18 protein-coding genes and 2 pseudogenes are annotated in these 24,575 nt (G+C 55.1%); 8 read left to right on the top strand and 12 right to left on the bottom strand.

What is annotated here, in order from left to right; genetic code table 11:
* Nucleotides 1-102: 102 nt before the first annotated feature.
* From G9X67_RS00100 to G9X67_RS00065, 8 genes are all read right to left on the bottom strand, one after another.
* Entirely contained in the window at nt 103-1,569 is a 1,467-nt protein-coding gene (locus tag G9X67_RS00100) for a M81 family metallopeptidase (protein ID WP_127431672.1), read from the bottom strand.
* 166 nt (nt 1,570-1,735) lie between these two features.
* On the bottom strand, nt 1,736-2,806 hold the full coding sequence (locus G9X67_RS00095; RefSeq protein ID WP_127431673.1) for an ABC transporter ATP-binding protein: 1,071 nt from the start codon (nt 2,804-2,806) through the stop codon (nt 1,736-1,738).
* A gap of 12 nt (nt 2,807-2,818) precedes the next feature.
* Nucleotides 2,819-4,651 carry an ABC transporter permease subunit gene (locus tag G9X67_RS00090; RefSeq protein ID WP_244604873.1) on the bottom strand — a complete coding sequence of 611 codons (1,833 nt, stop codon included), beginning with the start codon at nt 4,649-4,651 and terminating at the stop codon, nt 2,819-2,821.
* Between the two features lie 83 nt (nt 4,652-4,734).
* Nucleotides 4,735-5,835, bottom strand: coding sequence for an ABC transporter substrate-binding protein (locus G9X67_RS00085; protein ID WP_127431674.1), 1,101 nt, complete (start codon nt 5,833-5,835; stop codon nt 4,735-4,737).
* Nucleotides 5,759-6,934 carry a M14 family metallopeptidase gene (locus G9X67_RS00080; RefSeq protein ID WP_127431675.1) on the bottom strand — a complete coding sequence of 392 codons (1,176 nt, stop codon included), beginning with the start codon at nt 6,932-6,934 and terminating at the stop codon, nt 5,759-5,761. The genes G9X67_RS00085 and G9X67_RS00080 overlap by 77 nt, the downstream gene beginning before the upstream one ends.
* A gap of 33 nt (nt 6,935-6,967) precedes the next feature.
* On the bottom strand, nt 6,968-8,071 hold the full coding sequence (locus G9X67_RS00075; protein ID WP_127431676.1) for an ABC transporter substrate-binding protein: 1,104 nt from the start codon (nt 8,069-8,071) through the stop codon (nt 6,968-6,970).
* 41 nt (nt 8,072-8,112) lie between these two features.
* A complete protein-coding gene (dapF, locus tag G9X67_RS00070; protein WP_127431677.1) occupies nt 8,113-9,027 on the bottom strand; it encodes a diaminopimelate epimerase in 915 nt (304 codons plus the stop codon).
* A 121-nt stretch (nt 9,028-9,148) separates the two neighbouring features.
* On the bottom strand, nt 9,149-10,258 hold the full coding sequence (locus G9X67_RS00065) for a D-alanine--D-alanine ligase (RefSeq protein ID WP_127431681.1): 1,110 nt from the start codon (nt 10,256-10,258) through the stop codon (nt 9,149-9,151).
* 1,239 nt (nt 10,259-11,497) lie between these two features.
* On the opposite strand from G9X67_RS00065, the gene nifH reads away from it, so the two are divergent.
* From nifH to G9X67_RS00025, 8 genes are all read left to right on the top strand, one after another.
* On the top strand, nt 11,498-12,391 hold the full coding sequence (nifH, locus tag G9X67_RS00060; protein ID WP_127431682.1) for a nitrogenase iron protein: 894 nt from the start codon (nt 11,498-11,500) through the stop codon (nt 12,389-12,391).
* Between the two features lie 89 nt (nt 12,392-12,480).
* Nucleotides 12,481-13,980 carry a nitrogenase molybdenum-iron protein alpha chain gene (gene nifD, locus G9X67_RS00055; protein WP_127431683.1) on the top strand — a complete coding sequence of 500 codons (1,500 nt, stop codon included), beginning with the start codon at nt 12,481-12,483 and terminating at the stop codon, nt 13,978-13,980.
* Between the two features lie 97 nt (nt 13,981-14,077).
* Nucleotides 14,078-15,619 (top strand): nitrogenase molybdenum-iron protein subunit beta, encoded by a 1,542-nt coding sequence (nifK, locus tag G9X67_RS00050; protein ID WP_127431684.1) that lies wholly within the window; start codon nt 14,078-14,080, stop codon nt 15,617-15,619.
* A 48-nt stretch (nt 15,620-15,667) separates the two neighbouring features.
* Nucleotides 15,668-17,089: a nitrogenase iron-molybdenum cofactor biosynthesis protein NifE gene (gene nifE, locus G9X67_RS00045; RefSeq protein WP_127431685.1), complete on the top strand. Its 1,422-nt coding sequence runs from the start codon at nt 15,668-15,670 to the stop codon at nt 17,087-17,089.
* A gap of 53 nt (nt 17,090-17,142) precedes the next feature.
* Nucleotides 17,143-18,462 carry a nitrogenase iron-molybdenum cofactor biosynthesis protein NifN gene (nifN, locus tag G9X67_RS00040; RefSeq protein WP_127431686.1) on the top strand — a complete coding sequence of 440 codons (1,320 nt, stop codon included), beginning with the start codon at nt 17,143-17,145 and terminating at the stop codon, nt 18,460-18,462.
* A 265-nt stretch (nt 18,463-18,727) separates the two neighbouring features.
* Nucleotides 18,728-19,051, top strand: coding sequence for a ferredoxin III, nif-specific (gene fdxB, locus G9X67_RS00035; protein WP_127431687.1), 324 nt, complete (start codon nt 18,728-18,730; stop codon nt 19,049-19,051).
* A gap of 327 nt (nt 19,052-19,378) precedes the next feature.
* Nucleotides 19,379-20,416 carry an aspartate-semialdehyde dehydrogenase gene (locus tag G9X67_RS00030; RefSeq protein ID WP_171597699.1) on the top strand — a complete coding sequence of 346 codons (1,038 nt, stop codon included), beginning with the start codon at nt 19,379-19,381 and terminating at the stop codon, nt 20,414-20,416.
* A complete protein-coding gene (locus G9X67_RS00025) occupies nt 20,413-21,513 on the top strand; it encodes a uridylate kinase (RefSeq protein WP_127431689.1) in 1,101 nt (366 codons plus the stop codon). The genes G9X67_RS00030 and G9X67_RS00025 overlap by 4 nt, the downstream gene beginning before the upstream one ends.
* A gap of 498 nt (nt 21,514-22,011) precedes the next feature.
* On the opposite strand, the pseudogene G9X67_RS00020 reads toward G9X67_RS00025, so the two are convergent.
* The 4 genes and pseudogenes from G9X67_RS00020 to G9X67_RS00005 all read right to left on the bottom strand — a co-directional run.
* A pseudogene (locus G9X67_RS00020) lies at nt 22,012-23,117 on the bottom strand (IS66 family transposase); the annotation flags it as partial.
* A gap of 63 nt (nt 23,118-23,180) precedes the next feature.
* Complete coding sequence (gene tnpB / locus G9X67_RS00015; RefSeq protein ID WP_003554417.1) at nt 23,181-23,528, bottom strand: IS66 family insertion sequence element accessory protein TnpB; 348 nt, start codon at nt 23,526-23,528, stop codon at nt 23,181-23,183.
* A complete protein-coding gene (locus tag G9X67_RS00010; RefSeq protein ID WP_127431690.1) occupies nt 23,525-23,893 on the bottom strand; it encodes a transposase in 369 nt (122 codons plus the stop codon). Before G9X67_RS00010 ends, tnpB begins: the two co-directional genes overlap by 4 nt.
* A 230-nt stretch (nt 23,894-24,123) precedes the next feature.
* Nucleotides 24,124-24,575 (bottom strand): annotated as a pseudogene (locus G9X67_RS00005) (RNA polymerase sigma-54 factor); the annotation flags it as partial.

Below are 24,575 nucleotides of genomic sequence, written 5' to 3'. Positions count from 1 at the left end.
TAGCGCAGCGCCTTGCACGATCTTCCAAAGCAGTAAGCGACTATAATCGATGGTATACCTTGGAGCGCGCGCTCCAAGGTGGCAGCTACGCTAGATAATCGGTTAGTATCGTGTCTCCTTATCTAAGGGCCACAATGGTCGTCGGATCTGCTTATAGTCGTAGCGGGTCAGGTCTTGGCTCATCAGGCCAGGGCTATCCGCGAGATAATCACGCTTGATTATGCTGGCGAAGCCGTCCCTCCACTTGTTGGTCGATTTAATTCCCACGATCTTGAAGCGCGATACATCGATCCCATGCATCAAAAATATCTCAGGATCGTACACCTGGTGGCGCTCGGAAACGACGATGACCTCGGTGCCACCTACTTGTAGCCGCACGGTCGGCCCTACATTCATCGACCGTCCTTTTTCTTCAGCGGACATACGGATGAAGCGGCCATCAGTTAGGGCTTTTACATATGCGTTTGCCTCGATGGGCGCACCATGCATTTCATCGGTCTTACCGCCGAGGGTTATCTGGATCGTCTTACCGACACCTGCCTCGTGCGACTGTCTGACAACCGCTGGATCGCAAACGGCAGCGTAGCAAGCCTCTCGCAGATCCGCCTCAAGCATTGCGCGCAAGAGATAAGTCCCATCGCCAGGGCATCCTCCCCCCGGATTATCTGCCCCGTCGAGTACAGCCACAGGCCAGTCGCCCGATGATAAAGCGATTTCGACGGCTGCTTCTGGGGAAAACGATTGTGCTCCAATGGTCTCTCTAGAATCCCAGACCAAACGGGCAATCTGCTTCGCGGCACCACCGGCCTTTTCCGCATTGCCATTGGCCACCACAAGTACCGATGCCCCCAAGTCCGAGTTGTCGACGTACGGGAAGCCATGAAAGAACGTGCACGAGACAATGTCGTCGTCCTTTTCAAATTGTCGACAAAGATCGTTCACTGCGGCGGCAACACCATACATTGTTGTGACGGGCGCTAGTAGGAAGGGGATCTTCTCAATATACAGTTCTGGAATAACGCTGCCATCCAGCAGTCTAGGGATGATATTTACCGCGTCCTGACCCCTTTCGAACATATCCGTATGAGGATGGTAGCGAGTGCCAAATGCCGCGTCGACTAATTCAGATAATCTCGGGTTTAAGTTCCCATGCAGATCCAGCGTTATCACGATTTTCACTTCTGGACCGACGAGTTGCCGAACCTTTTCGCAAATGTCTACTTCAATATTGCTCACGCCATGGGCGACCCCTGCGCCATGTAGAGCCAGAGCTACCGCATCGAGAGGAAGAGCTCTCTTGATGTGTAAAAGCAGATCATCGACCATTTGTGCATAGGCGTCCGCGTCAATGATACCCGAAGGCTCGTCATCCGCATGTAAAGTTGGCACCACTGTTGCACCTAAACTAGCCGCAGCATCCAGCATTCCGCCTAGATAGGATCGCACCCCTTCGTGCTTAAGAATGAGCGCGTCTCCCCGCACCACATCAAAGTCGGAAGACTTCGCGTCTTGGAGCCGAAATGTATTCGTTTCATGCTCGATGCCGCCAACTGCAAGCTTAAAGGTCATTGTAACTGTAGTCCCCGTTGAAGAAGAGGCGCTGAGTAGAAGGATGTCCGTTCAACTAGCTCGGCCATACCTCAACCCCTTCCGATGAAGTGTCGTAGCTAATTGCCCGGACACGTCCGGATCAAAAGCCGACGTTTATCCTCGATTGCGACGCCGCCCGCCTCAGTTAGTTCAGCATGACGCAATGCTCGGGTTTCCAAGACACCGTTACCGAGGTGCCACCGGTATAGTGGGGTTGACCGCGGTTTTGCCGCTTAGCGATGATGGTTTCGTCACCGCACCGAATGTGGTATCTGGTCATCTCACCAAGGAAGAGCACGTTCTCGATGACGCCGGCGACGGAGTTCAGTGCCTCGGAAGACGTTGACACAGGGGTGATGTCGATATGCTCTGGGCGAACAAAGAGCCAACCATCGTCACCCTGGGACTGACCCGTCAGTTGTGCTGAGCAGGTAGAAATCCCTGCCATCGTCACCTTGCCCGCTCCGTTTTCCGCCTCATCGACGCGACAGGGAATCATGTTCGATTCTCCAACGAATGACGCGACGAAGCGGTTTTTGGGCTTACTATAAAGACCTTTGCTGTCATCTACCTGCACGAGCCGACCTTCGTTGATCACGGCTATGCGGTCGGACATTGTTAGCGCCTCGTCCTGGTCGTGAGTTACGAAGACAACCGTCATGTTGAGTTCTTTCTGAATCCGCATGATTTCGATCTTCATGTGCTCTCGCAGATTCCGATCCAATGCCCCGAGCGGCTCGTCCATAAGCAGGATGCTCGGATTGAACACGATCGCTCTGGCCAAGGCGATGCGTTGCTGCTGACCACCTGATAGTTGGTTGGGATAGCGGCTGCTGTACTGATCCATCTTGACGAGTTGCAAGGCCTTTGCGAGCTTTTCCTCGACGTCTTTGCGAGGCGTCTTCCGGACTGTGAGGGGGAAGGCGACGTTTTCTGCGACCGTCATATGCGGAAAGAGCGCATAGTTCTGGAAGACCATGCCAATTCCGCGCTCATAAGCGGGAAGATCGACGATCGACCGAGTGCCCAGGAAGATGTCACCTGATGTCGGTGTTTCGAAGCCGGCGATCATCTTGAGGGCGGTCGTTTTGCCAGAGCCCGATGGTCCCAGGAACGTAACGAACTCCCCGGGTTGGATGTGGAGATCGAAGTCTTTCACCACATGCAGAGGGCCATAGAACTTCTGAATGTTTTTCATTTCAAGGCTAGTGGACATATTTGTCTCCGATCATTCGGCCGTACTGGCCGCAGTGCGCTTTTCGTAACGCACGCGGATCAGTTGGACTGTGATTATCGATGCCGTAACGAGCACGACGATGAGAGTGGATGCTGCGCTAAGAAGCGGATCGATCTGATACTTGATATCGGCCCAGAACTTGATTGGAAGCGTCGGTGTCTGACGTCCCAGAAGGAAGAGGCCGACAAGAAGTTCGTCGAACGATGTGAGGAACGCGAGCAGGCTTGCCGTGAGAAGAGCCGGCTTCAAAATCGGAAGTGTCACAAGGCGAAGCACCTGATGCGGACGAGCGCCATGGACTGCGGCAGCTGGTTCAAGTGAGGCGTCGAAGTTCCTTAATGCGGCGGCCATCACTACTATGACGTAGGGCACGGACAGCAACACATGTCCGATCACCAAGCCCGTGAAGGTTCCAAGGATTTTGAGACGAGCCTCGAATACATAGAGAGACGTTGCGATGATTACAACCGGGACCATAAGAGGAGACAGTGAGACCAGGAAGAGCATCTTCTTAAACAAGAACTTCGTGCGCACGAGCCAGAAGGCGCCCATGGTCCCAATGATCGTAGCGACGAATGCCGCGGCGATCCCGAGTTGGATCGAGAAGAAGAAGGACTGGTGCCAGTCCGCAGCATTCGCCAACTTTTGCCACCATTGCAGCGAGAAACCCGGGGGAGGAAACACCACGAACGGCGAAGAGCTAAATGAGAGAATCACCACGACGATCAAGGGCGCTGTGAGGAACATTAGGATCGCGACCGTGTAAGCCCAAAGCCAACCGCCATTTTTGGTGAGCAGGGCTCTTGTGACCGCATGGGTGCCTCCCTCAATAGCGGCGACGAGTGGAGCAAGCATTCGCTTTGCGCGCTTAAGCAGGCGAGCCGCAGCACGAGGCTCGCTATCCGGCGAGCTCGTCGCCGACGACCAGATCATTTCGAGGGGAATGAACAAGCTCGCGACGAAGAGGATTGCGATCGTGACGAAAAGCAGGACCATAGACGAAGCGTATCCGAGTTCAAAGTTCAGAAGCGTCGTCATTTGATCTACAATGAGTTGCGAAATCATCGTGTCGCTCGGTCCACCGAGGAGAGCTGGCGTGATGTAGAAGCCGATGGCGGTGATGAAAATCAGGATTCCCGCCGAAAATACGCCTGGCAGCGTCATCGGCAGATACACACGAAGGAAGGCTTGAACGGGTTTCGCCCCAAGGATCTGGGCCGCATGCGCGTAATCGTGGTCGATACGTGCCATTGCTGAATACATCGTGAAGATGGCCATCGGCACGAAGACGTGTGTCATACCGACTACAACCGCGAAGGTGGTGTTTAGGAGTTGCAGAGGCGCGCTGATCAGGCCAAGCCAGATCAGCGCGTTATTTATGATCCCTTCACGCCCCAGAATGATCATCCAGGCATAAGTCCGGATCAAAAAGGCTGTGAAGAGAGGGATCAGAATGAAGACGCTCAGAATGGACAGAGAGAGCGAGCGAACCTTGGTCAGGAGATAGGCTACCGGGTAGCCCAGCAGAAGCGAGACCACGGTGACAATAAGACCTACGCGAAGTGTATGAAGGAGAATGTTGAAGTTCACGGCACTGGCAAACACGCGTCCGTAATGTGCGAAATTCAGCTTCGTACCTTCGAAACTTCCCCAGAAGATGTAGGACAGCGGAATGACAAGGAACCCGATCAACAAGACGAGAAGTGGAGTGGCTGCGACAACGCTGCCCATCTTTAATTTGCGGTTGGATCGGTTCATCGGTTTTTGTCTTTCGGCCAGCCCCTCAGACGCCGAAGCGACGGGATTGAAAGCTGCCACGTCCATGATGCCTTTCTCCTTCGCTGCTCGTCAAGGACGAGCGGCGTGTATCGAATTCTTCGTTAGGAGGTGGCGCGTCCCGCGCCACCTCACTGCGACAGGAGAGCTACGCAACGCTCGAGTGCTACGTCCCAGTTCGTGCGTCCATCGGCATTCTTGGTGTTCCACCATCTGTAGTCCTGGTAGACCTGCTTCTTTGCGATGGAGGGAGATCCTGGAAGGATATCGAGCAGTTCTTTCGATACGAGGCTGAAAGCTTTTTCGTTGACCGGGCCGTAGGAGATAGCTTCTGAGAACGCAGCCTGTGGTTCCGGGCGAGAAACGTATGCCAGGAATTTCTCGGCGTTTTCCTTATTCGGGGAACCCTTCATGACGACCCAGAAGTCATACTGAAGCAAGGATTGATCCCAGGAAAATTCCAACGGCGCACCTTCCTTCTTAGCGCCGAAGATACGGCCATTGTAGGCATCGGCCATATCAACCTCGCCACTGATCAAACTCTGAGGGGCATCTGCACCGGCGACCCACCAGCGACCGACATGGGGCTTCAGTACCGCCACTTTCGCGAATGCTCGGTCCATGTCGATGGGATAGACCTTGTCAGCGGGGACGCCGTCGCCCATAAGCGCACCTTCAAGCAAACCGCCGTCGACGAGCTTTTCGCATTTGGGAAGGCTTCGCGCGCCTGGGAATTTCTTTACGTCATAGAAATCGACCCAGTTTTTCGGTTCTTGGCCTTTCGGAAACTTCGTGGTGTTGTAGGCGACACCAACCGAATAGAGTAGCGCACCTACACCGTTCTCGTTCTTCATCTGCTCCGGCATTTCCGCAAGGGTGTCCTTTGCGAATAGGCTGTAGTCGATTTTCTCGACGGCGTCCTTTTCGACGAAGCCGGCGAGAGCACCGCCGGGAACAGATGTGAGGTCGGCTTCAGGCTGGCCAAGCTTCACCGAAGCTAGCAATTTGGCGTGATCTTCCGGTACCAACACCACCTTGATGCCGGTGTCACGTGTGAAAGGATCGAAGAAGGCTTTCTTCTGCGCCGCTTCCCAGGTGCCGCCGCCGGAAGTGATGACGAGTTCGCCTGTACCTTTAAGATTTGCGGGTACTTCGTCAGCCTTGGCGGGTGCCGACAGGGCAGCAAGCAACAAAACCGCGGTGAGTGATTGAGTAATCGTTGTGGTTTTCATCTGTATTCCCCTTTTTTTGAAGTAGCTCTGGTTTAAATCGAACGTTGGTCCCGTGCCATGGCCTGATCGTTGTCTGGCTTTGCTGTGTTCGAATGTCTCCCTTACGCTGGCTCGCTGCTCGTTCTTCCACAGCGATCGCTAGCACCGGCGACCCATTCGGAATGGAGGGGTGCGTTATGCGCCACAGCAAGAATCCTGTTTCGGGCGCGGCAATCTCCGCGACGGTTTCCCCAAACAGATCGCAGATAGTTCCGAGCCGCTGATCTTTATGAATTCGGTCGCCAGGCTCTACCTCCGAGTAAAACTCCCCGTCTGTCGGACAGGCCACCCAGATATAGTCGTCACAAGGAACCCGTGCTCGTTGGAATTCGGTTGACGGCGTGTCGAGTATTCCTAGAGCCCGTGCGACATTAAGGACGCCGTCGACATGAAATTGCACTGAGGCTTCGTCAACTAATCCATTCGCGCCGGCCTCCGACATGATTGCGAGCCTGTTCTTCGAGGCAAATCCTGTCGGCGGGCGGCCTGGCTTCGGTATATGAGCAACGGGGAGGCCGACGACGAGTTCGGCGTCGAAGCACATCGCCATCCGTCTTGCACGTTCGTCCAGGACTGGGTCGTCCGTGTGCTGGAAGATGGTGAACTTGGAAACGTTTTCTCGAAGATCACCTCCGTGCATATCTACGTAGCAATCCGCACCCACGCACCACTCGTTCATTATTGCGTCACAGAGGATCTCAGAAAACGAGCCGTTGGGGTCGCCTGGGAACGAGAAATTGATGTTTTTTCCATCGAGGGGACAGACGTATTCGCTGTATTTGTACAGTGCGGGCTGGTTCACAAGCGGGATAATCGAAACCGATCCCTGAATTTTTCGGGGATCGAACAGTTTCTGAAGGCGAACAGCAGCCTCGATAGCGGCGACCTCATTCACATGAACGCCTGCCGAGATACAAAGCCTCGGCCCATCACGATCGCCACGGATCTCGCACAGAGGCCACATGTATCCTGAAAGACGAGGGTCGGCGAAGGAGAAGTGGCCTCGGAAGATGCCAGGCTCTCCATACGCAACGCTGTTCGATGAGGCAGTTATCTTCATTGTCGTAGCACTCGTGGTTTCCGATGCTTGGTCCTATTGCGATAGCATCTCTACACAACGACTCATTGCGTCGTCGTAGTTCGTCCGGCCATCGGGACGCATCTCAGCCCACCATTTGTAGTTTTCGAAGATTTGCTTGTCGGCGATTTCCGGCGCTCCGGGGAGATCCGCAGCGATTTCCTTCGGAAGAAGACCGAAAGCTTCCTTGTTGACAGGCCCGTAGCGCATGGCCAGTGCGAACTGCGACTGAGGGACAGGCCGCGAGATATAGGCCAAAAACTTGCTTGCATTTTCTTTGTTCGGCGAGCCTTTCATTATGACCCAGTAATCATACTGAAGAAGCGACTGGTTCCATGTGAAGGCGATGGGCGCACCTTCCTGCTTGGCCATGGCAATGCGGCCGTTGAAGGAAACTGCCATATCGGCGTCTCCGGAGATGAGGCTCTGCGGAGCTTCCGCTCCACCGGACCACCAACGTCCCACGTTGGGCCTAAACTGCTTGATTTTCGCGAAGCCGCGATCGACGTCGAGTGGATACAGATTCGCCGGCGAAACTCCGTCTCCGAGCAGAGCGCCTGCCAGAAGACCGCCCGCGAGTATACGTTCACACTTCGGGAGCGCTCGCTTCCCCGGGAAGTCCTTCACATCGTAGAAATCGACCCAGTTGTCCGGATGCCTCCCATCGGCAGTGAATTTGTTGGTATTGAAGGCGATAACGGCGGAATAGAGCAGGGCTCCGACGCCGTTCTTGTCCACGAGTTGCTCGGGCATTGCTGAGAGAGTTTCTTTCGCGAAGAAGCTGTAGTCCATCGGCTCAACGGCGTCCTTCGAGATCCAGCCGGGAAACTCGCCGCCGGAAACGGACGTCAGATCCGCATCCGGCTGACCGACTTTTACTGATGCAAGCAGCTTTCCGGGATTGGAGGGAACGACCACGATCTTGATTCCCGTATCCTTGGTGAACGGGTCGAAGAACGCCTTTCGAAGCGCCGCCTCGTAGCTTCCGCCGTCGACTGCCACAACGACCTCTCCGGAACCCTTCAAGTTTTCCGGAATGTTTTCGGCGCGGACTGCAGAGACTTGTGTTACGGCCATCGCCGCGAAGCTAAGTGCCAGGCTGATAGTTCTAGTTGTCATCGCATTCCCCTTTTGGTTGTCTAAAGAAACGGCCCATCAGCTCATGCCAATGCCAGCACAGGAGTGCTGGGATTTCCTCCTTCAATGAAACCGTGGCAGCAGAAAGCGACAGGACCGGTCATGATCACCATGTTGTTTTCGACAAGCTCGATCTGAAGTTCGCCCGCGGGAAGGTGTACCGTGACCTTGGGAGAATTCACGAGACCTCGCATCTTCGCAGCATAGACGGCAACGCAAGCCCCGGTCCCGCATGCTTTGGTGAGAATGCCGGGACGCTCCCACACGGCGAGGCGTATGGTTTGCGAGTCGACGATCTGGGCCACGCCAACGTTGACGCCTTCCGGGAAAAGCGGATCGTTCTGCACGACCGGGGCATAGGTCGGGATGTCGTCGACGACGAGTTGATCGACGAAGAACACAGCATGCGGATTGCCAATGTTCAGCGCGACCCCATTGGAAAGAGGTCCGCTTGTCAAAAGGACATGACGGGTATCGATTTCGCGGCTCAACGGGATTTGCTGCCAGTCCAGGCTAATCGGCCCCAATTTAACGCTGATCTGCCGAAGACCTGCTCCGCAGCATTGCAGCACCCCGGACTTGGTCTCGATCAGGACTTCCTCAGTCTCCGTCTCTTCAAGCAACAAGTAAGCCACGCAGCGCGTAGCATTCCCACACGCACCGACTTCCTTGCCGTCGATGTTGAAGATTCTCATCTGCGCGTAAGCGCCTGCCTTTCGTCCCTCGTCGGAGGGTCGTTCGATCGTGAGCAGTTGTTCGCCGCCAGCTCCGACGTTTGTACTGCAAATCCTGACGATGTCCTCGACGTCAAACGGCTTTGCGACCTCACGCCGATCGACAATCACGAAATAGTTTTCCAACCCGTGCATCTTCACGAATGACCAAAGCGTCGGCGCATCTACGGACGGGGTCTGCGCGAGGAATTCCATGTGGTTCATATCGCGACCGCTTTCAAAGTGCTGTTGCTGCGTCAGCGTAGGTATTGGAGGCCTGCCAAGGCCTCTCCACCTCGAGGGTGAGAAGGTCCTCGATCGTCTGGCGACGCCGAGCCTCCCCTGTTCAAGACTCATTAACACGCTCGTATTCGATATAATGGCCAGGCTTTCGATAAGGATTTGAGTCTGCCATGACGCGCGCTATTAGGTCTATGACTGTCATGCCATGACGGTGAAGCATTTTTTCGAATGAGCTACCTTCAGCTAGCCCGGGAATGTAATTGCATTCCAAGAACCAAATATTCGATTCCTTGCAAACTCTGAAATCGAATCGCACCATATTGTAAAAATCGAGTGAAGAAGCGATCTTTTGTGCTATTGACTGTAGCCTGAAGAAAATATCACTATTGTCGCTTATTACTTTTTTCTTGGCGATTCTGCTAGAGTATTTTTGGTCGCGCCCACAAAATTGCATATCCGCTTCGAGTTTTACGATCGGAAGTGTTGTGATCATACGCGATCCTATTATACAGCCACATGTATACTCGTCACCGGGAATGAACTCTTGAATAAGCGCTGCCTTATCGTGGGCAAATATCGTGTGAAGAAGGGCCTCAATCTCCGTCTTCGAATTGGAAGGCTCATGGAATAACTTGGCAAATAGTGATGAACCAAGTGAATTCGGCTTCACTACGATCGAGTGCCTCAATGACTTCACGATTTCTAATGAATCGGCAACGTTTGCCGGTGTTACGAGTGTTGTCTCTGGCACTCTTACGAGTTCAGCGGGCAATACCGAGGATACGAAGGCCGACATTGCGTATTTATTCATCGTCAACGACGCGACGTGTGGGTCGCCGAAAGTGCCTCTTAGACCTGCAAGCGCCGCGAGCGTCTGGACGCCTCCGTCCTCTCCGAACTGTCCGTGCAACAAATTCACGACGTATTCATCGCGAGATTTGATCGAATCAAAGGTGGTAAGCAGTGTATCTCCAGGGAGAGTGCTAGTGTCGGAAAGATAGGCCTGAAGCTTCTCGATTGTAAGCACACTGCAGAATGGGATTGTGCGGACAAGACCATCGTTTCGGCTAATGTGATACAGATGTTTCACAGCGAATGGTCGCTTTTCATCGCTGAGAGCTAAATAGGAGGAGATGACATTTATTAAGGAAGTAATGGATCCGTCATACTCTGTTGAGATACCACCAAATAGGAATGAAACTTCAAGGGCCATATTTTTGTGTCCTTCGTCGCTGTTTGAGTTTGGGATGCGGTAATTTGGGACCGGTCAACCTCTGGTTTCGTATTGCATTGCGAACACAGGTTCTCTGAACCCGACACGGCTGGACAGCTTCTGTAAGGGTCAATATCTTGCTCCTTTTTGGTTCGTCGCTAGCGGCATCACCCTAGCACCCTCAATCAACGATCTGGAGTGGGTTCGTGGCGGTCTCTCCTACCTTTAAGTCGGGCATGCCTGGTACTCCTTAACGTGTTCAAACCAATGCGGTTATCCCGCAACGCGGATGCGGAGGCCGTTCCGCTGCCTCGCAATAGCTCTCAAGATTCGTGCCAAGCGGGCCGATTGAGCTGACGAACAATAATTCGCCGCGATTCCAGCTATGTGGGCGCAAAATACGGGATTGAGAACAAAAATGCCTGTCACGTAACCGACAAAGGAGCGACAATGCCGTAACTCATGACGTACCCCACTAAATAGGCCATTTGGAATTTGCCAACTTAGATCCCTGACGCGAGAAATGGTACTCGGCGAAGGCCTCGAAAATTACGAGCAGATCATTTGTTCTGAAGTTGGCGAAGGATGGGACGCTACTGAAAAGCGGAGCTTTCTGAACGATCTACGCCGGGCGGGTGCCCTTGAAGAAGCAGCTATTAGGTAACTTGGACCATGCCGTACGACGTGTTGTCACAAGTGGCGCCTTCTTCGTCGTCTAAGGGTCATGATTGCTGACCGTGTGTGCGGGGGCGAGAGCTTCGTTGACATCACTGCCACTATCATAATGGACAGCAGAGTAGGACGTTAACCCTATGCAGGCACCAGACGCGGCATGGCGCTTTTCATCGCCGGAGACAGCGCTTTGCGGCAAGTGATCAGAATTTGTTACGGCCGGTCTGGTGATGGCTGCTCTACAAAGTCCTAGAAGCTACGCATGGATAAATGAGACATCCTGCCGGTTGGTCAGATATTGCACAAACGGCCACCATTCATTGGCCCTCAGAGGGTGACAATCTATTTCGACATTGTCATCACCTTTGTCGGTTACGTGACAAGCGTTCTTGTTCTCAATCCCGTATTTTGCGCCCACATAGCTGGAATCGCGGCGAATTATTGTTCGTCAGCTCAATCGGACCGCTTGGCACGAATCTTGAGAGCTATTGCGAGGCAGCGGGACCGCCTCCGCATCCGCGTTGCGGGATAACCGCATCGCCTCGAACACACGAAGGAACGCCACACATGGCAGCTCTGCGTCAAATTGCATTCTATGGAAAGGGCGGAATTGGCAAGTCCACTACGTCCCAAAACACGCTAGCCGCCCTCGTGGACCATGGACAGAAGATCCTCATCGTTGGCTGTGACCCTAAGGCGGACTCTACGCGCCTGATCTTGAACTCGAAGGCCCAGGATACGGTTCTTGATCTCGCAGCAACGAGGGGTTCGGTTGAAGATCTTGAACTCGAAGACGTGCTCAAGGTAGGCTATAAAGGTATCAAATGCGTGGAGTCTGGCGGCCCGGAGCCAGGCGTCGGCTGCGCGGGACGCGGCGTTATCACGTCGATCAACTTTCTCGAAGAGAACGGCGCCTACAACGATGTCGACTACGTGTCTTATGACGTGCTCGGTGACGTTGTGTGCGGCGGCTTCGCGATGCCGATCCGTGAAAACAAAGCTCAGGAAATCTACATCGTCATGTCCGGCGAAATGATGGCGCTTTATGCCGCCAACAATATCGCCAGGGGCATCCTGAAATATGCTGCAGGCGGCAGCGTGCGCCTGGGTGGCCTCATTTGTAACGAGCGTCAGACCGACCGCGAACTCGACCTCGCCGAAGCGCTGGCTGCCAAACTCAATTCCAAGCTCATCCACTTCGTACCACGCGACAACATTGTCCAACATGCCGAACTTAGAAAGATGACGGTGATCCAATATGCGCCGGACTCTCAGCAAGCGGCCGAGTACCGCACACTTGCCCAAAGAATACATGACAATTCTGGCAAAGGCACCGTCCCGACCCCCATCACTATGGAAGAACTTGAGGACATGCTTCTCGATTTCGGGATCATGAAAACCGATGAGCAGATGCTTGCCGAACTTCAAGCCAGGGATGCCAGGTTGATAGCTGCCCCGTGATCACACTGACACGAGCGCGCAGCGACAGGCAAAGCGCCCGCCATCCCGCGAGGGAGGTTTTCATCCGGAATTTGTAAGGGGTAGGTTCAATGAGCCTCAAATACGACAATGACAGTGACTTCCATGCGAAGCTTATATCAGACGTGCTGTCGCAATATCCGGGCAAAGCAGCGAAGCGCCGTAGTAAACATCTTAGCGTGGCAATGAGCGAAAAGGGCGCCGGCGAGGACCCAAACGCAATTAGCGAGTGCGAGGTAAAGTCGAACATCAAGTCTGTTCCTGGCGTGATGACGATCCGAGGATGCGCCTATGCCGGTTCAAAGGGCGTTGTCTGGGGACCGATCAAGGATATGGTTCACATTTCACACGGGCCTGTGGGCTGTGGTCAATATTCCTGGTCGCAACGTCGCAACTATTACGTCGGTCTGACAGGCATCGACACTTTCGTGACCATGCAATTTACCTCCGATTTCCAGGAGAAGGACATCGTTTTTGGCGGTGACAAGAAACTGGAAAAGGTCATCGACGAGATTGCTGAACTTTTCCCGTTAAGCAATGGCATCAGCCTGCAGTCCGAATGTCCGATCGGTCTGATTGGCGATGACATTGAGGCGGTGGCGCGAAAAAAGGCCAAAGAACACACGACGACCGTCGTGCCGGTGCGCTGCGAAGGCTTCCGTGGTGTGTCGCAATCGCTTGGCCACCACATCGCGAACGATGCAATTCGAGATTGGGTCTTCGACAAGAAAGACTTTAAATTCGAGGCGGGTCCCTACGACGTAAATGTCATAGGCGACTATAACATTGGCGGCGATGCATGGGCATCGCGCATCCTGCTCGAAGAGATCGGACTGCGCGTGGTCGGCAATTGGTCGGGAGATGCAACTCTCGCCGAAGTGGAGCGCGCGCCTCGAGCTACGCTCAACCTCATTCACTGCTATCGGTCGATGAATTACATCTCCAGGCACATGGAGGAAAAATATGGCATTCCATGGATGGAGTATAATTTCTTTGGCCCATTCCAGATCGAAGCCTCGCTGCGCAACATAGCCAAGCATTTCGGTCCGGAGATCGAAGATAGAACCGAAAAAGTCATCGCCAAATACCGACCCTTCGTCTCGGCTGTGGTCGACAAGTATTGGCCGCGCCTCTTTGGCAAACGGGTGATGCTCTACATCGGCGGACTGCGTCCTCGTCACGTCATTACCGCCTATGAGGACCTCGGAATGGAAATCGTAGGAACCGGCTACGAATTTGGTCACGGCGACGACTATCAGCGCACCAGCCACTACGTAAAGGAAGGTACGCTGATCTACGACGACGTGACTAGCTATGAACTAGAGAAATTCATTGAGGGAATTCGGCCGGATCTCGTCGGGTCGGGCATTAAGGAAAAATACCCGGTGCAGAAAATGGGCATTCCGTTCCGTCAGATGCACTCGTGGGACTATTCTGGTCCGTATCACGGTTATGACGGTTTCTCGATTTTCGCCCGGGACATGGACATGGCCATCAACAATCCCGTTTGGGGTCTTTACCATGCGCCCTGGAAGAATGACCGCGCTTTGGCGGGAGTGGCCCTAGCATGAGAACCTAGAATTTCTCGAAGAAACCGCGGAGGCCTTACCCGGATCGAAGGTCTCTGTACCTCCTCCATGTCGCAGCCAGATCGAAAGAGGTGACCCTATGCCGCAATCAGCCGAGAAAGCTCTCGACCATGCGCCTTTGTTCTGCGAGCCGGAATATAGGCAAATGTTAGCCGAGAAAAAGCTGAAATTCGAACGCCCACACCCGGATCAGGTCGTGTCAGAGCAGCGCGAATTCACGAAGACCTGGGAATACCGAGAGAAAAACTTGGCCCGCCAAGCCCTTGTCGTCAATCCAGCCAAAGCCTGTCAGCCACTCGGCGCGGTTTTCGCAGCGGCGGGATTCGAGCGAACGATGTCATTCGTCCATGGCAGCCAAGGTTGCGTTGCCTACTACAGATCGCACCTATCACGCCATTTCAAGGAACCGTCATCGGTGGTCTCGTCATCGATGACAGAAGACGCGGCTGTATTTGGCGGCCTGAAAAATATGGTCGACGGTCTCGCCAACACATACAAGCTTTATAACCCGAAGATGATCGCGGTGTCGACCACATGCATGGCAGAGGTCATCGGAGATGACCTGCATGGTTTCATCGAAAATGCCAAAAGCGAAGGTTCGGTCCCGCGCGATTTCGATGTCCCCTTCGCCCACACACCAGCCTTTGTCGGCAGCCATGTCGATGGCTACGACAGCATGGTAAAAGGTGTGCTGGAGAATTTCTGGAGGGGCACCGCGCGAAGTGAAGCGACCGCTTCTATCAACATCATTCCTGGATTTGATGGCTTCTGCGTTGGGAACAATCGCGAATTAAAACGCCTGCTCAATTTGATGCAAGTGAATTACATCTTCATCCAGGACGCATCAGATCAGTTCGATACCCCCTCCGATGGCAACTTTAGGATGTATGACGGGGGGACCAAAATCAATGACGTGAAGGCGGCGTTGAACGCGGAGGGGACGTTGTCCCTGCAATATTACAACACTCGCAAGACGTTAGATTACTGCAGAGACGTTGGACAAGCGACGACCTCCTTCCGCTACCCTCTCGGCGTCGAAGCTACCGACGAACTCCTGATGGCGATATCTGTGATTTCCAGGAGAGAAATTCCCGAGACGATCCGCCTGGAGCGCGGGCGACTCATTGACGCGATGGCGGACAGCCAAGCTTGGCTGTATGGAAAAAAATACGCGATTTACGGTGATCCAGATTTCGTTTTTGGGATGGCGCGCTTCATCATGGAGACCGGCGGCGAACCAATCCACTGCCTCGCCACAAACGGCACCTCAGCTTGGGAGAACGAGATGAAGGAACTCCTCGCATCCTCGCCCTTCGGGAAGAATGCACAGGTTTGGCCAGGCAAGGACCTCTGGGCACTGCGCTCGCTGCTTTTCACCGAGCCGGTGGATCTTCTGATTGGCAATTCTTACGGGAAGTATCTCGAGCGGGACACCGGCACCCCATTGGTTCGGCTGATGTTTCCAATTTTCGATCGGCACCATCATCATCGATTCCCCCTCATGGGTTACCAGGGCGGACTGCGTCTTTTAACGACGATCCTGGACAAGATCTTCGACACCCTCGATCGCGAAACAATGCACGCGGGTGTGACAGACTATTCGTATGACCTCACTCGCTAAGAACGGGGTCAGGCGGCCTTTCTCTCCACCAGATTTGAAGGCAGACGAATGTCCTCGCTCAACGCCAAAATCAAAGACGCCTTCCACGAGCTCGCGAGTGAAAGGGGCGGCAGCAAGGGTCCGAAGGGGCGCCGAAGGAATTGCGCGAGGCCAATGGCCCCGGGAACGGCCGTCGGCGGTTGCGCTTTCGACGGCGCCAAGGTCGCACTGCAGCCGATCACCGATGTCGCACATCTGATTCACGCACCGCTCGCCTGCGAGGGAAATTCCTGGGACAACCGTGGCGCTGCCTCGTCAGGTCCAACACTTTGGCGCACGAGCTTCACGACTGATCTTACGGAAATCGACATCGTAATGGGCCACAGTGAACGGAAGCTCTTTAAAGCGATCCGGGAAATCAAGGATGGGTATGCGCCCGCGGCAATCTTTGTCTATTCAACCTGCGTTACAGCGATGATCGGTGACGACATCGACGTTATTTGCAAGCGAGCGACAGACGAATTTGCCTTGCCGGTGGTGCCGGTCAATGCGCCAGGTTTTGTCGGATCTAAAAACCTCGGCAACAAGCTAGCGGGCGAGGCGCTGCTCAAGCATGTCATAGGTACTGTGGAGCCCAATGAGCCAGGCCTTTGCGACATCAACATACTCGGCGAATTTAACCTCTCTGGTGAGTTCTGGCAGGTGAAGCCGCTCTTGGATAAGCTCGGCATCCGCGTCCGCGCCTGTATTCCCGGAGACGCGCGATATCTGCAAGTCGCCTCCGCCCACCGCTCACGCGCAGCGATGACGGTGTGTTCGACAGCGTTCGTTTCGTTAGCACGTAAGATGCAGGAGCGGTGGGACATTCCATTTTTCGAGGGCTCCTTCTATGGCATTTCCGGCACCTCGGAGGCGCTCCGGCGGATCGCCGATCTGCTTGTAATGAAGGGTGCTGACCCCTCGCTTTTGCAGCGCACGGAAATCCTTGTAGCGAAGGAAGAGGAAAAGGTGTGGAAGAGGCTAGAAGCGTACCGACCTCGCCTTGAGGGCAAGCGCGTACTTCTAAATACAGGCGGCGTGAAATCCTGGTCGGTCGTCCATGCCCTGATGGAGATCGGCATGGAGATCGTCGGCACATCAGTCAAGAAATCGACGCTCGAAGATAGGGAGCGAGTGAAACAGACCCTGAAGGAGGAGAACCTCCTGTTCGAGACGATGTCGCCGCGCGAGCTTTTCTCGCTTCTACTCGAGAGAAAGGCCGACATCATGCTGTCGGGCGGACGCACCCAGTATATAGCGCTAAAGGCAAAACTGCCCTGGCTCGACATCAACCAGGAGCGTCATCACGCTTACGCTGGCTATGAGGGAATGGTGCAACTTGCCCGACAAATTGACCTGGCAATTCACAATCCGATTTGGCCGCAGGTGCGCGAGCCGGCGCCATGGGAGCCGGGCTTGGTCGTTGAAAAGCGAGCGAAAAGAGAAGCGTAAGCGCGTCGAACCAAAACCGCGAGATGACTCGCAAAGAATGTTGAGGTCGTACTATGGCACGCGTCGTATCTCAAACCAAGTCGGCGGCGGTCAACCCCCTGAAGTCGTCGCAGCCGCTTGGTGCTGCCTTCGCCTTTCTGGGCGTTGACGGCGCAATACCTCTGCTCCATGGCAGCCAGGGATGTACGAGCTTCGCGCTCGCACTACTCGTGAGGCATTTCAATGAAGCGATCCCGCTGCAAACGACGGCTATGAACGAAGCCGCGACAATCGTCGGCGGCGCAGATCGTCTCGAAGAGGCAATTCTCAGCCTCAAAGCCCGCACGAGGCCACGACTAATCGGAATATGCACGACCGCATCGGTAGAGGCCCGCGACGAGGATGCCGCCGGTGATGTCGAAAACATCAAGCGCAGGCGGGCGATAGAACTTATGGGGACCGAAGTGGTCGTCGCCAAAACGCCGGACTTTGACGGCGCCATAGAGGAGGGTTGGTCCAAAGCTGTTACCGCCATGATCGAGGCAATAACGCGACCTGACAAGCAGTATCGTGATCCGGGGAAGGTCGCGATCTTGCCTGGCTGCAACTTAACAGTAGCTGATATTGAACATTTGCGCGAGACGGCCGTAAGCTTCGGGCTCGACCCGGTTATTCTGCCCGACGTATCCGGAGCACTCGACGGCTCCGTCCCCGAACAATGGATGCCGGCAACGTATGGCGGCACGAAAGTGGAGGAGATCCGCGATCTCGGTACGACCATGCAGTGCATTGCAATCGGTGAGCATATGCGGCGATCGGCTGAAGCGCTGCAGAGATTAACCGGCGTGCCGTACGTGCTGTTTAGATCGCTGACGGGTCTAGAGAACGTCGATCGCTTTATTCGCGTGCTTGCCGCTGTGTCGCGAAAACAGACACCGCTCAATGTCCGCCGCAACCGAATGCAGCTGCAGGATGCCATGCTCGACGGACATTCCCATATGGCAGGCAAGAAGATCGCAATCGCCTCCGAGCCGGATCAACTCTTCCAGTTCTCCGATTTTTTTACCGCCATGGGTGCGGAAATTGCGGCCGCGGTCACCACGACCGGCACTTCGAAAGCACTCGAGATGGTACCGGCGAAGACCGTCAAAGTCGGCGATCTCGGTGATCTGGAAAGTCTCGGCGCAACGGCCGATCTTATCGTCACACACTCGCACGGCCGAGAAGCTGCCAAGCGTCTCGGCGTTCCGCTGATGCGGGTTGGTTTGCCCATGTTCGACCGCGTCGGCAGCCAGCACAAGCTTACAATATTATACCGGGGAACCCGCGACATGATCTTTGACCTCGCGAACATCATTCAGGCTAACCGCCCTCCGAACACTTGGCCGACTTGACCCAACCGACGCGCGGGAATCGCAAAATGAGATCAATTCGTCGCCTCTCGCTCTTCAATGGCAGATTCTATCAACAGCGGCCGAAACGGCAGGTGGGCGCTTTGAGAAGAGCCCACGCAAGATGTGAAGGGACTGAATGCGGAGTTAGAATCGGCCGGATTCTTTGTCATCTACGACGCGACACGCAACGCGTGTCGGCGGGCAATCGGCGGGCCTTCGGCGGAAACATTTATCATCGACAGAACTCGTTAAATCGGAGGAATCTATGACAAGCGCATTCGTGGCTCGCGACGGATCCCGATGGATGCCGGAATATTTAGATTCGATCAACCCTGCGATGTGCATCGGCTGCGGTCGCTGCTTCAAGGTCTGCTCTCGCGAGGTCATGCATCCCTACGGCATGGACGAGGCAGGCGAAATGCTCGGTGTCTGTGATGGCGAGGACGACTTTAATGGTGAGCTCAGTCGCGTGATCATGGTCATTGATTATCCCGGCCGCTGTATCGGCTGCGGAGCGTGTGCGCGCGTCTGTCCCAAGAACTGCCAGACTCATGTCGCCGTTGATCATCGTGCGGTGCACGGATCTTGATTCCATTCGGAGCGATAGAAGCCGCCGGCGCTATTCACAGTGCGGGACAATTGCATCGGTTCAAGACGTGGAGAAGGCGGCATGGCAACTTAGCATGCAAGCAAATCCAGCCATGCGATGCGAAGCTCTTTCTGGGCATCCAGTCTTCCATTCGGAGGCAATGATCACAGGAAACACCAGGTCGAAAGTCGAACGATCTGAAGAGAGGAGGCATTGAACTGTGCATTTAGCCGCGACGACAGCCTTCCCGTTACATCCTTGGGCGGCCGAAGCGGGCTTCGGATTTGAAAACAAGATCCAACCACGAGCTTCTAAATGAGGATCCTTATGAGAGCATTAGATATCTCTGTCGTTGGAGCAACCGGGGTGGTTGGAACGGCCCTGATCAAGTTATTGGAAAAAAGCGAGATTGCGGTCGATCGACTGAGGCTGTTCGCCTCCAGTTCGGGTGCGCGTCAACTCAAGTTTCGAGACCAAACATACTTAGTTGAGGCACTACGCGACATTCGCAATATCGATGATACCAAAACCGACATTGCATTCTTCTCTGCAGGCGGCGACGTAAGCGCCGTATGGGGACCTCGGTTCGCATCCCAAGGAGCCTTGGTGATTGATAACTCGAATGCTTTTCGAATGAGCCCTGACGTACCCCTCATCGTACCACAAGTTAACGCCTGTTCACTTACGGTTCGTCCACCGTCTGGAATAGTAGCAAATCCAAATTGCTCCACGATACAGCTGGTTCGGGCACTACGACCGTTGATAGCGACGTTCGGCGTTAACCAGGTTCTTTTGACTACTTATCAAGCCGCCTCAGGAGTTGGCCGGCGCGGGATTAACGAGCTAGAAGACGGTGCCGAAGCCTGGCTCAAGGGGAGCACGCGGCCCGCTGCGGAGAGCTTCCCTGTCTCTCTTGCATTCAATGTCATACCGCAGATCGGAGAGATTTCCAGCGAAGGCGTGGCTCTCGAGGAACGCAAGCTGGTTCAAGAGTCACGGAAGATCTTCGGTATGCCTCGTCTGCAGTTAACCGCCACCTGCGTTAGAGTGCCGGTAAAGACGTGTCATTCCGAGGCGGTATACGTCGAGTTCGACGATCATGTTCGACTAGAACAGGTCCATGAGCTCCTGGCAAATGAACCAGGTGTTCGACTTTATGCTGACGAAATTCGCGACGGATATCCAACGCCGCGCTTTCTGGGAGACCCTGCATATGTTCACGTCGGTCGAGTCCGAGTTAATCCAGAGAATCCGCGCGGGCTGTGGATGTGGGTTGTAGCCGACAACGTTCACGTCGGAGCCGCACTCAACGCACTCCTCATCGCACAGCTTGTGATCGCCAATAACTTGATGGATGAAACATGAAGACGACTATTGTCAAATTCGGCGGTTCGAGTTTTCGAGATCCTTGTGACTACGCTCGAGTTGCTCAGCATTTAGCTAAGCTGCGGGCTGCAGGCGGAACCAAGATTATCGCCGTGGTCAGCGCAATGTATGGTATAACCGACAAGCTGAAAGCAACCATGCTTGGCGTCAACAGGGAAGCATCACCATCGAATCTCGATGCGGCACTTGCCACGGGCGAGATGCTAAGTGCCTGCATGTTGGAAGCTGCGGTCAGTCGCCTTGGGATTCCCGTGACGTCGTTGAACGGCTATGTCCTAGGGATACGCACAAATTCAGACTTCGGTCGGGCTTCAGTAGAAAGCGTCGATCCTCAGCCAATCAGGGCTGCACTTCAGGAGCATGACATTGTCATTGCCACGGGTGGTCAGGCAATTGATCAATTGGGCAGACTAACGTTTCTCGGCAGAAACAGCTCCGACCTGACAGCCGTCGTGATCGCAGCTATGTTAGGAGAGCAAGCTTGCGAAATATATTCAGATGTTAAGGGCGTCTACACCGCAGATCCTCATCTTGTACCAGGGGCACGATTAATCCCGAAGATTGGGTATTGGACGATTGCGCAGATGTCGCGGCAAGGCGCAAAGGTGCTGCACCATAGGGCAGTGGATTATGCTAAAAAGCACGCAGTCGCCATAGTTTGCAAAGCACTGACTAGTGACGGAGCGGAGACGGGCACGATCATCACAGGCCACGGATACTCCGGTTCCGTGACAGTAGCACGCGACGCAGCAGTATTAGCTGTCGCGAGTGACGCAGAATGCGACACTCTCCTTGTGCTTCTTGATCAACACGACATTAGCTCAATATTCTTTGAAGTGGACGGCAGGCCTTGCCTTTGCATCATAACCGACATCGATTTTGCGATGCGCCTTGTCGCATCGGCAGGCACGCGCGCGGTCGCCATCGGATCAAGGGTCGTGGTGACCGAGCTTAATGGCGCGATGTCGCGCGTCCACCTTCACGTTGACTACGAGAGCGCCTTGGCACATGCACAAAACATCCACGAACAGATGTATCCTGCAGCCATTCGCGATCTTGTGATAGAGAACGACTAAACAGCGCCACAGGCGACGCCCGAATGGAGGCGGCGGCGAAGTCGCTTGATCTGGCCATCGGCCCGGGGATGCTTCGACTTGGTAGCCGGGTGATCGCTAGCGACGATCGCCTGTTCCACCGCCCTGATAACCTCGGCACATCGTCGACTTCAACATGCAGCCTTCATCGCAGGGACAGGGCGCGGACAGACGCGATCGTTAACTTCGAAAACGTCATTGTCGAATGCAGGTTCTGAATCGCCGCTTTCCAGTTGGTAGACGAGGACAGTGCAAAGCGGCTGAAATCAACCCTTCGCCTTGCAGTGCGCCAGCACCTCGTCCTCGTGCTCCAACGCGCGCTTGATGCCCTTGCGCCGGCCGCTGGTTGCCAGACTCATCGCGCAGGTACCTCGCATGCTCGGGCCATTGATGCGGCCAGCGGCAGTCCGCGCCGCGGTGCCATATGACTAACGGCCCTTGATGACATCGCGGTCGGTCTTCAGCGCGCCTCCTAGTCTCCGACTTGTTTGATGTCCAGATGTCGTGGAAGTCTCGTCGCCAATGAGCCCAGCAGGCGGCCTCCTTAAAGCGAGATGTTCCCTTTTCTCCAGGCGCGTATAGCTTGCCATATCCTTTGTAGCCGTCAGCCTGAAGGATGCCGCTTGATTGCTTGAGGTGGCGGTGGACGTGCTCTTCTTTCCAGTCAGGAGCAAAATAGTAGACTGCACCGGGCGGGGAACTGCCTGCCCATGGACGCTGATCGCGGACATACGTCCAGATCCTGCCCTTCTTCACACCCTTGCCCAACCCCATATCCCGCAGCGAGCGATCCAGCACTCGGATCGGGGTGTCGTCGGCATGAAGGAGGTCACTTGCCATAATCGCCGTTTCGATCCGCTCGATGAGAGGCTGAAGCACCTGCATGGCGCGACCACACCAATCAACCATCGGCTGTCGGGAATGTCGGCGCCCATGCCGGCGAAGATCTCGTTCAGCCGGTACAGTGGCAAATGGTCGTCGAACTTCGAGACCAGAATATACGCCAAGAGGCCAGCGCCGGCCATGCTGCCCGGTATCGGGCGGCTGGGCGCTGCCACCTGCACCATTTTCTCGCAGCAGCGGCAGGACTTCTTCAGTCGAGCAACCTTGATGACTTTCATCTGCGCGGCGATCATGTCGAGGATTTCGCTGACGTCCTCACCGACAAGACGCAATTCACCTCCGCATTCCGGGCAGCAGGAGCCAGGATCGAGCTCTCGGCGCTCGCGAACCGCCTTGTCCGAGACGCGTGGGCGCCGGCGCATGATCTTTTCAGCCGTATCCGCCAAGGGAACAACAGACGCCGCCTCATCAGGTTCATCGATTGGCGCCGTACTGCCTTCAGCGGCGGCGATCAACAGATCCTCAAGCGCCAGTTCCAACTGCTCGATTTCACGCTCAATCTTTTCAGACGACTTGCCGAAGACCTGTTTCTTCAGCTTGGCAATGCGCAGCCGCAGCGTTTGGATTAACTGATCATGCGCTTGCAATGTGGCCGACATCTTCGCATTTTCCGCCTGCAAAGCGGCAATCATTGCCTTGAGAAAGGCTGGATCGTCCGGAAGATTTGTCGTCGCGCTAGACATGATCCTGACTACCACGAGCCAGGAGAAATTTCCATAAAAACCAGTGGTTTCAGTGAGATAAAATCACCCGACACGGGCCGGTGGCGCACCCCAATCAGGACGACGCCAATCGATCCCTTCCCACAACATCGCCAGCTGGGCCGACGTCAGCCGGGCAGTCCCGTCGGATGCCGAAGGCCAAGGAAACCGCCCCTTCTGCAAGATCTTGTAATACAGGCAGAAGCCCTGGCCATCAAAATACAGCAGCTTCAAACGATCGCCACGCTTGCCGCGAAAGGCGAAGACCGCGCCGCCAGTCGGCTTCTGACGCAAAACATCCTGCGCAAGCGCGGCAAGGCCTTCTACTCCCTTGCGCATGTCCGTGATCCCGCACGCAAGATACACCCGAACGCCGGTCCCAGGCCCAATCATGCTGCTTCCACTGCCCGGATAATCTGCGTCAGGACATCGGGAGCCATAGAACTCTCGAAACGAAGCGTGCGGCCGCAGCTCAATCGTAGCACGATTATTCCGCAGCAGATCTCTCTTCCTTCAGAGACATCGGCCTGAGCCGCACTCAGCCCGACCGGAATGAACACCGCATTCCCTGACGTCGAGAGCAGCCCCTTCTTCTTCAACTCGCTGCGCCAGGTGTAGATCTGCTGCCGTGTGACATCGTGACGACGAGCTACCTCGGTGATCGTGGCTCCAGCTTCCCCAACCGCCGTAACAATCGCGAGCTTGTCCTCGTTGCTCCACCGACGTCGGCGTTCTTGCCCAAGAATTTCTACGCGCATCGCAACCTCGCCTAAGACACGTCGCTAACGACGTCGTTAAACACGTGTCTTAGGCCATCAAGATCTCAGGCGGCAGGCGGTGCCAATCGGGCGGTTACGCCCAAAATAGACATGGCGGACTTGGCCAGCGCAAGCACCGCGGGCGTGATCCAAACTCACCCACCGGCTAGCTTCATAGAGTCGCGCCGCTTAGGGCCGGATGCTTCGATCCAGGTCGAAGCATGACAGCGTTAGAAGCCGGCGACCTTGGCGAGCGCCCGTTTCTCGCGGCGGCGCTGGACCGAAGAGGCAATGTTCATTGCCTCCCGGTATTTCGCTACGGTGCGGCGGGCGAGATCGACGCCGCCCTTCTTCAGCATGTCGACGATATCGTCGTCGGAAAGCACCGCCTCCGGGCTCTCCTGCAGGATCAGCGCACGGATCTTGTGACGCACGGCCTCGGCCGAATGGCTGTCTCCGCCGGCGACGGCGCTGATCGAGACGGTGAAGAAATATTTGAGTTCGAAGAGGCCGCGCGGCGTCAGCATATATTTATTCGACGTGACGCGGCTGACGGTGGATTCATGCATCTTGATCGCCTCGGCGACCGTTTTCAGGTTCAGCGGGCGCAGGTAATCGACGCCGTGCAGCAGGAAGGCGTCCTGCTGGCGGACGATTTCGCTTGCCACCTTCATGATGGTTT

Origin of the sequence: Rhizobium sp. WYCCWR 11152, from assembly GCF_013087615.1 — a bacterium.
Taxonomy (GTDB): domain Bacteria; phylum Pseudomonadota; class Alphaproteobacteria; order Rhizobiales; family Rhizobiaceae; genus Rhizobium; species Rhizobium indicum.
This window is presented reverse-complemented; position numbering and strand designations above follow the sequence as displayed.

Bases quoted from the DNA above. Each gene is read 5' to 3' on its own strand.
- G9X67_RS00100 (WP_127431672.1), bottom strand. From the start codon at position 1,569: ATGACCTTTAAGCTTGCAGTTGGCGGCATCGAGCATGAAACGAATACA.
- G9X67_RS00095 (WP_127431673.1), bottom strand. From the start codon at position 2,806: ATGTCCACTAGCCTTGAAATGAAAAACATTCAGAAGTTCTATGGCCCT.
- G9X67_RS00090 (WP_244604873.1), bottom strand. From the start codon at position 4,651: ATGGACGTGGCAGCTTTCAATCCCGTCGCTTCGGCGTCTGAGGGGCTG.
- G9X67_RS00085 (WP_127431674.1), bottom strand. From the start codon at position 5,835: ATGAAAACCACAACGATTACTCAATCACTCACCGCGGTTTTGTTGCTT.
- G9X67_RS00080 (WP_127431675.1), bottom strand. From the start codon at position 6,934: ATGAAGATAACTGCCTCATCGAACAGCGTTGCGTATGGAGAGCCTGGC.
- G9X67_RS00075 (WP_127431676.1), bottom strand. From the start codon at position 8,071: ATGACAACTAGAACTATCAGCCTGGCACTTAGCTTCGCGGCGATGGCC.
- dapF (WP_127431677.1), bottom strand. From the start codon at position 9,027: ATGAACCACATGGAATTCCTCGCGCAGACCCCGTCCGTAGATGCGCCG.
- G9X67_RS00065 (WP_127431681.1), bottom strand. From the start codon at position 10,258: ATGGCCCTTGAAGTTTCATTCCTATTTGGTGGTATCTCAACAGAGTAT.
- nifH (WP_127431682.1), top strand. From the start codon at position 11,498: ATGGCAGCTCTGCGTCAAATTGCATTCTATGGAAAGGGCGGAATTGGC.
- nifD (WP_127431683.1), top strand. From the start codon at position 12,481: ATGAGCCTCAAATACGACAATGACAGTGACTTCCATGCGAAGCTTATA.
- nifK (WP_127431684.1), top strand. From the start codon at position 14,078: ATGCCGCAATCAGCCGAGAAAGCTCTCGACCATGCGCCTTTGTTCTGC.
- nifE (WP_127431685.1), top strand. From the start codon at position 15,668: ATGTCCTCGCTCAACGCCAAAATCAAAGACGCCTTCCACGAGCTCGCG.
- nifN (WP_127431686.1), top strand. From the start codon at position 17,143: ATGGCACGCGTCGTATCTCAAACCAAGTCGGCGGCGGTCAACCCCCTG.
- fdxB (WP_127431687.1), top strand. From the start codon at position 18,728: ATGACAAGCGCATTCGTGGCTCGCGACGGATCCCGATGGATGCCGGAA.
- G9X67_RS00030 (WP_171597699.1), top strand. From the start codon at position 19,379: ATGAGAGCATTAGATATCTCTGTCGTTGGAGCAACCGGGGTGGTTGGA.
- G9X67_RS00025 (WP_127431689.1), top strand. From the start codon at position 20,413: ATGAAGACGACTATTGTCAAATTCGGCGGTTCGAGTTTTCGAGATCCT.
- tnpB (WP_003554417.1), bottom strand. From the start codon at position 23,528: ATGATTGGGCCTGGGACCGGCGTTCGGGTGTATCTTGCGTGCGGGATC.
- G9X67_RS00010 (WP_127431690.1), bottom strand. From the start codon at position 23,893: ATGCGCGTAGAAATTCTTGGGCAAGAACGCCGACGTCGGTGGAGCAAC.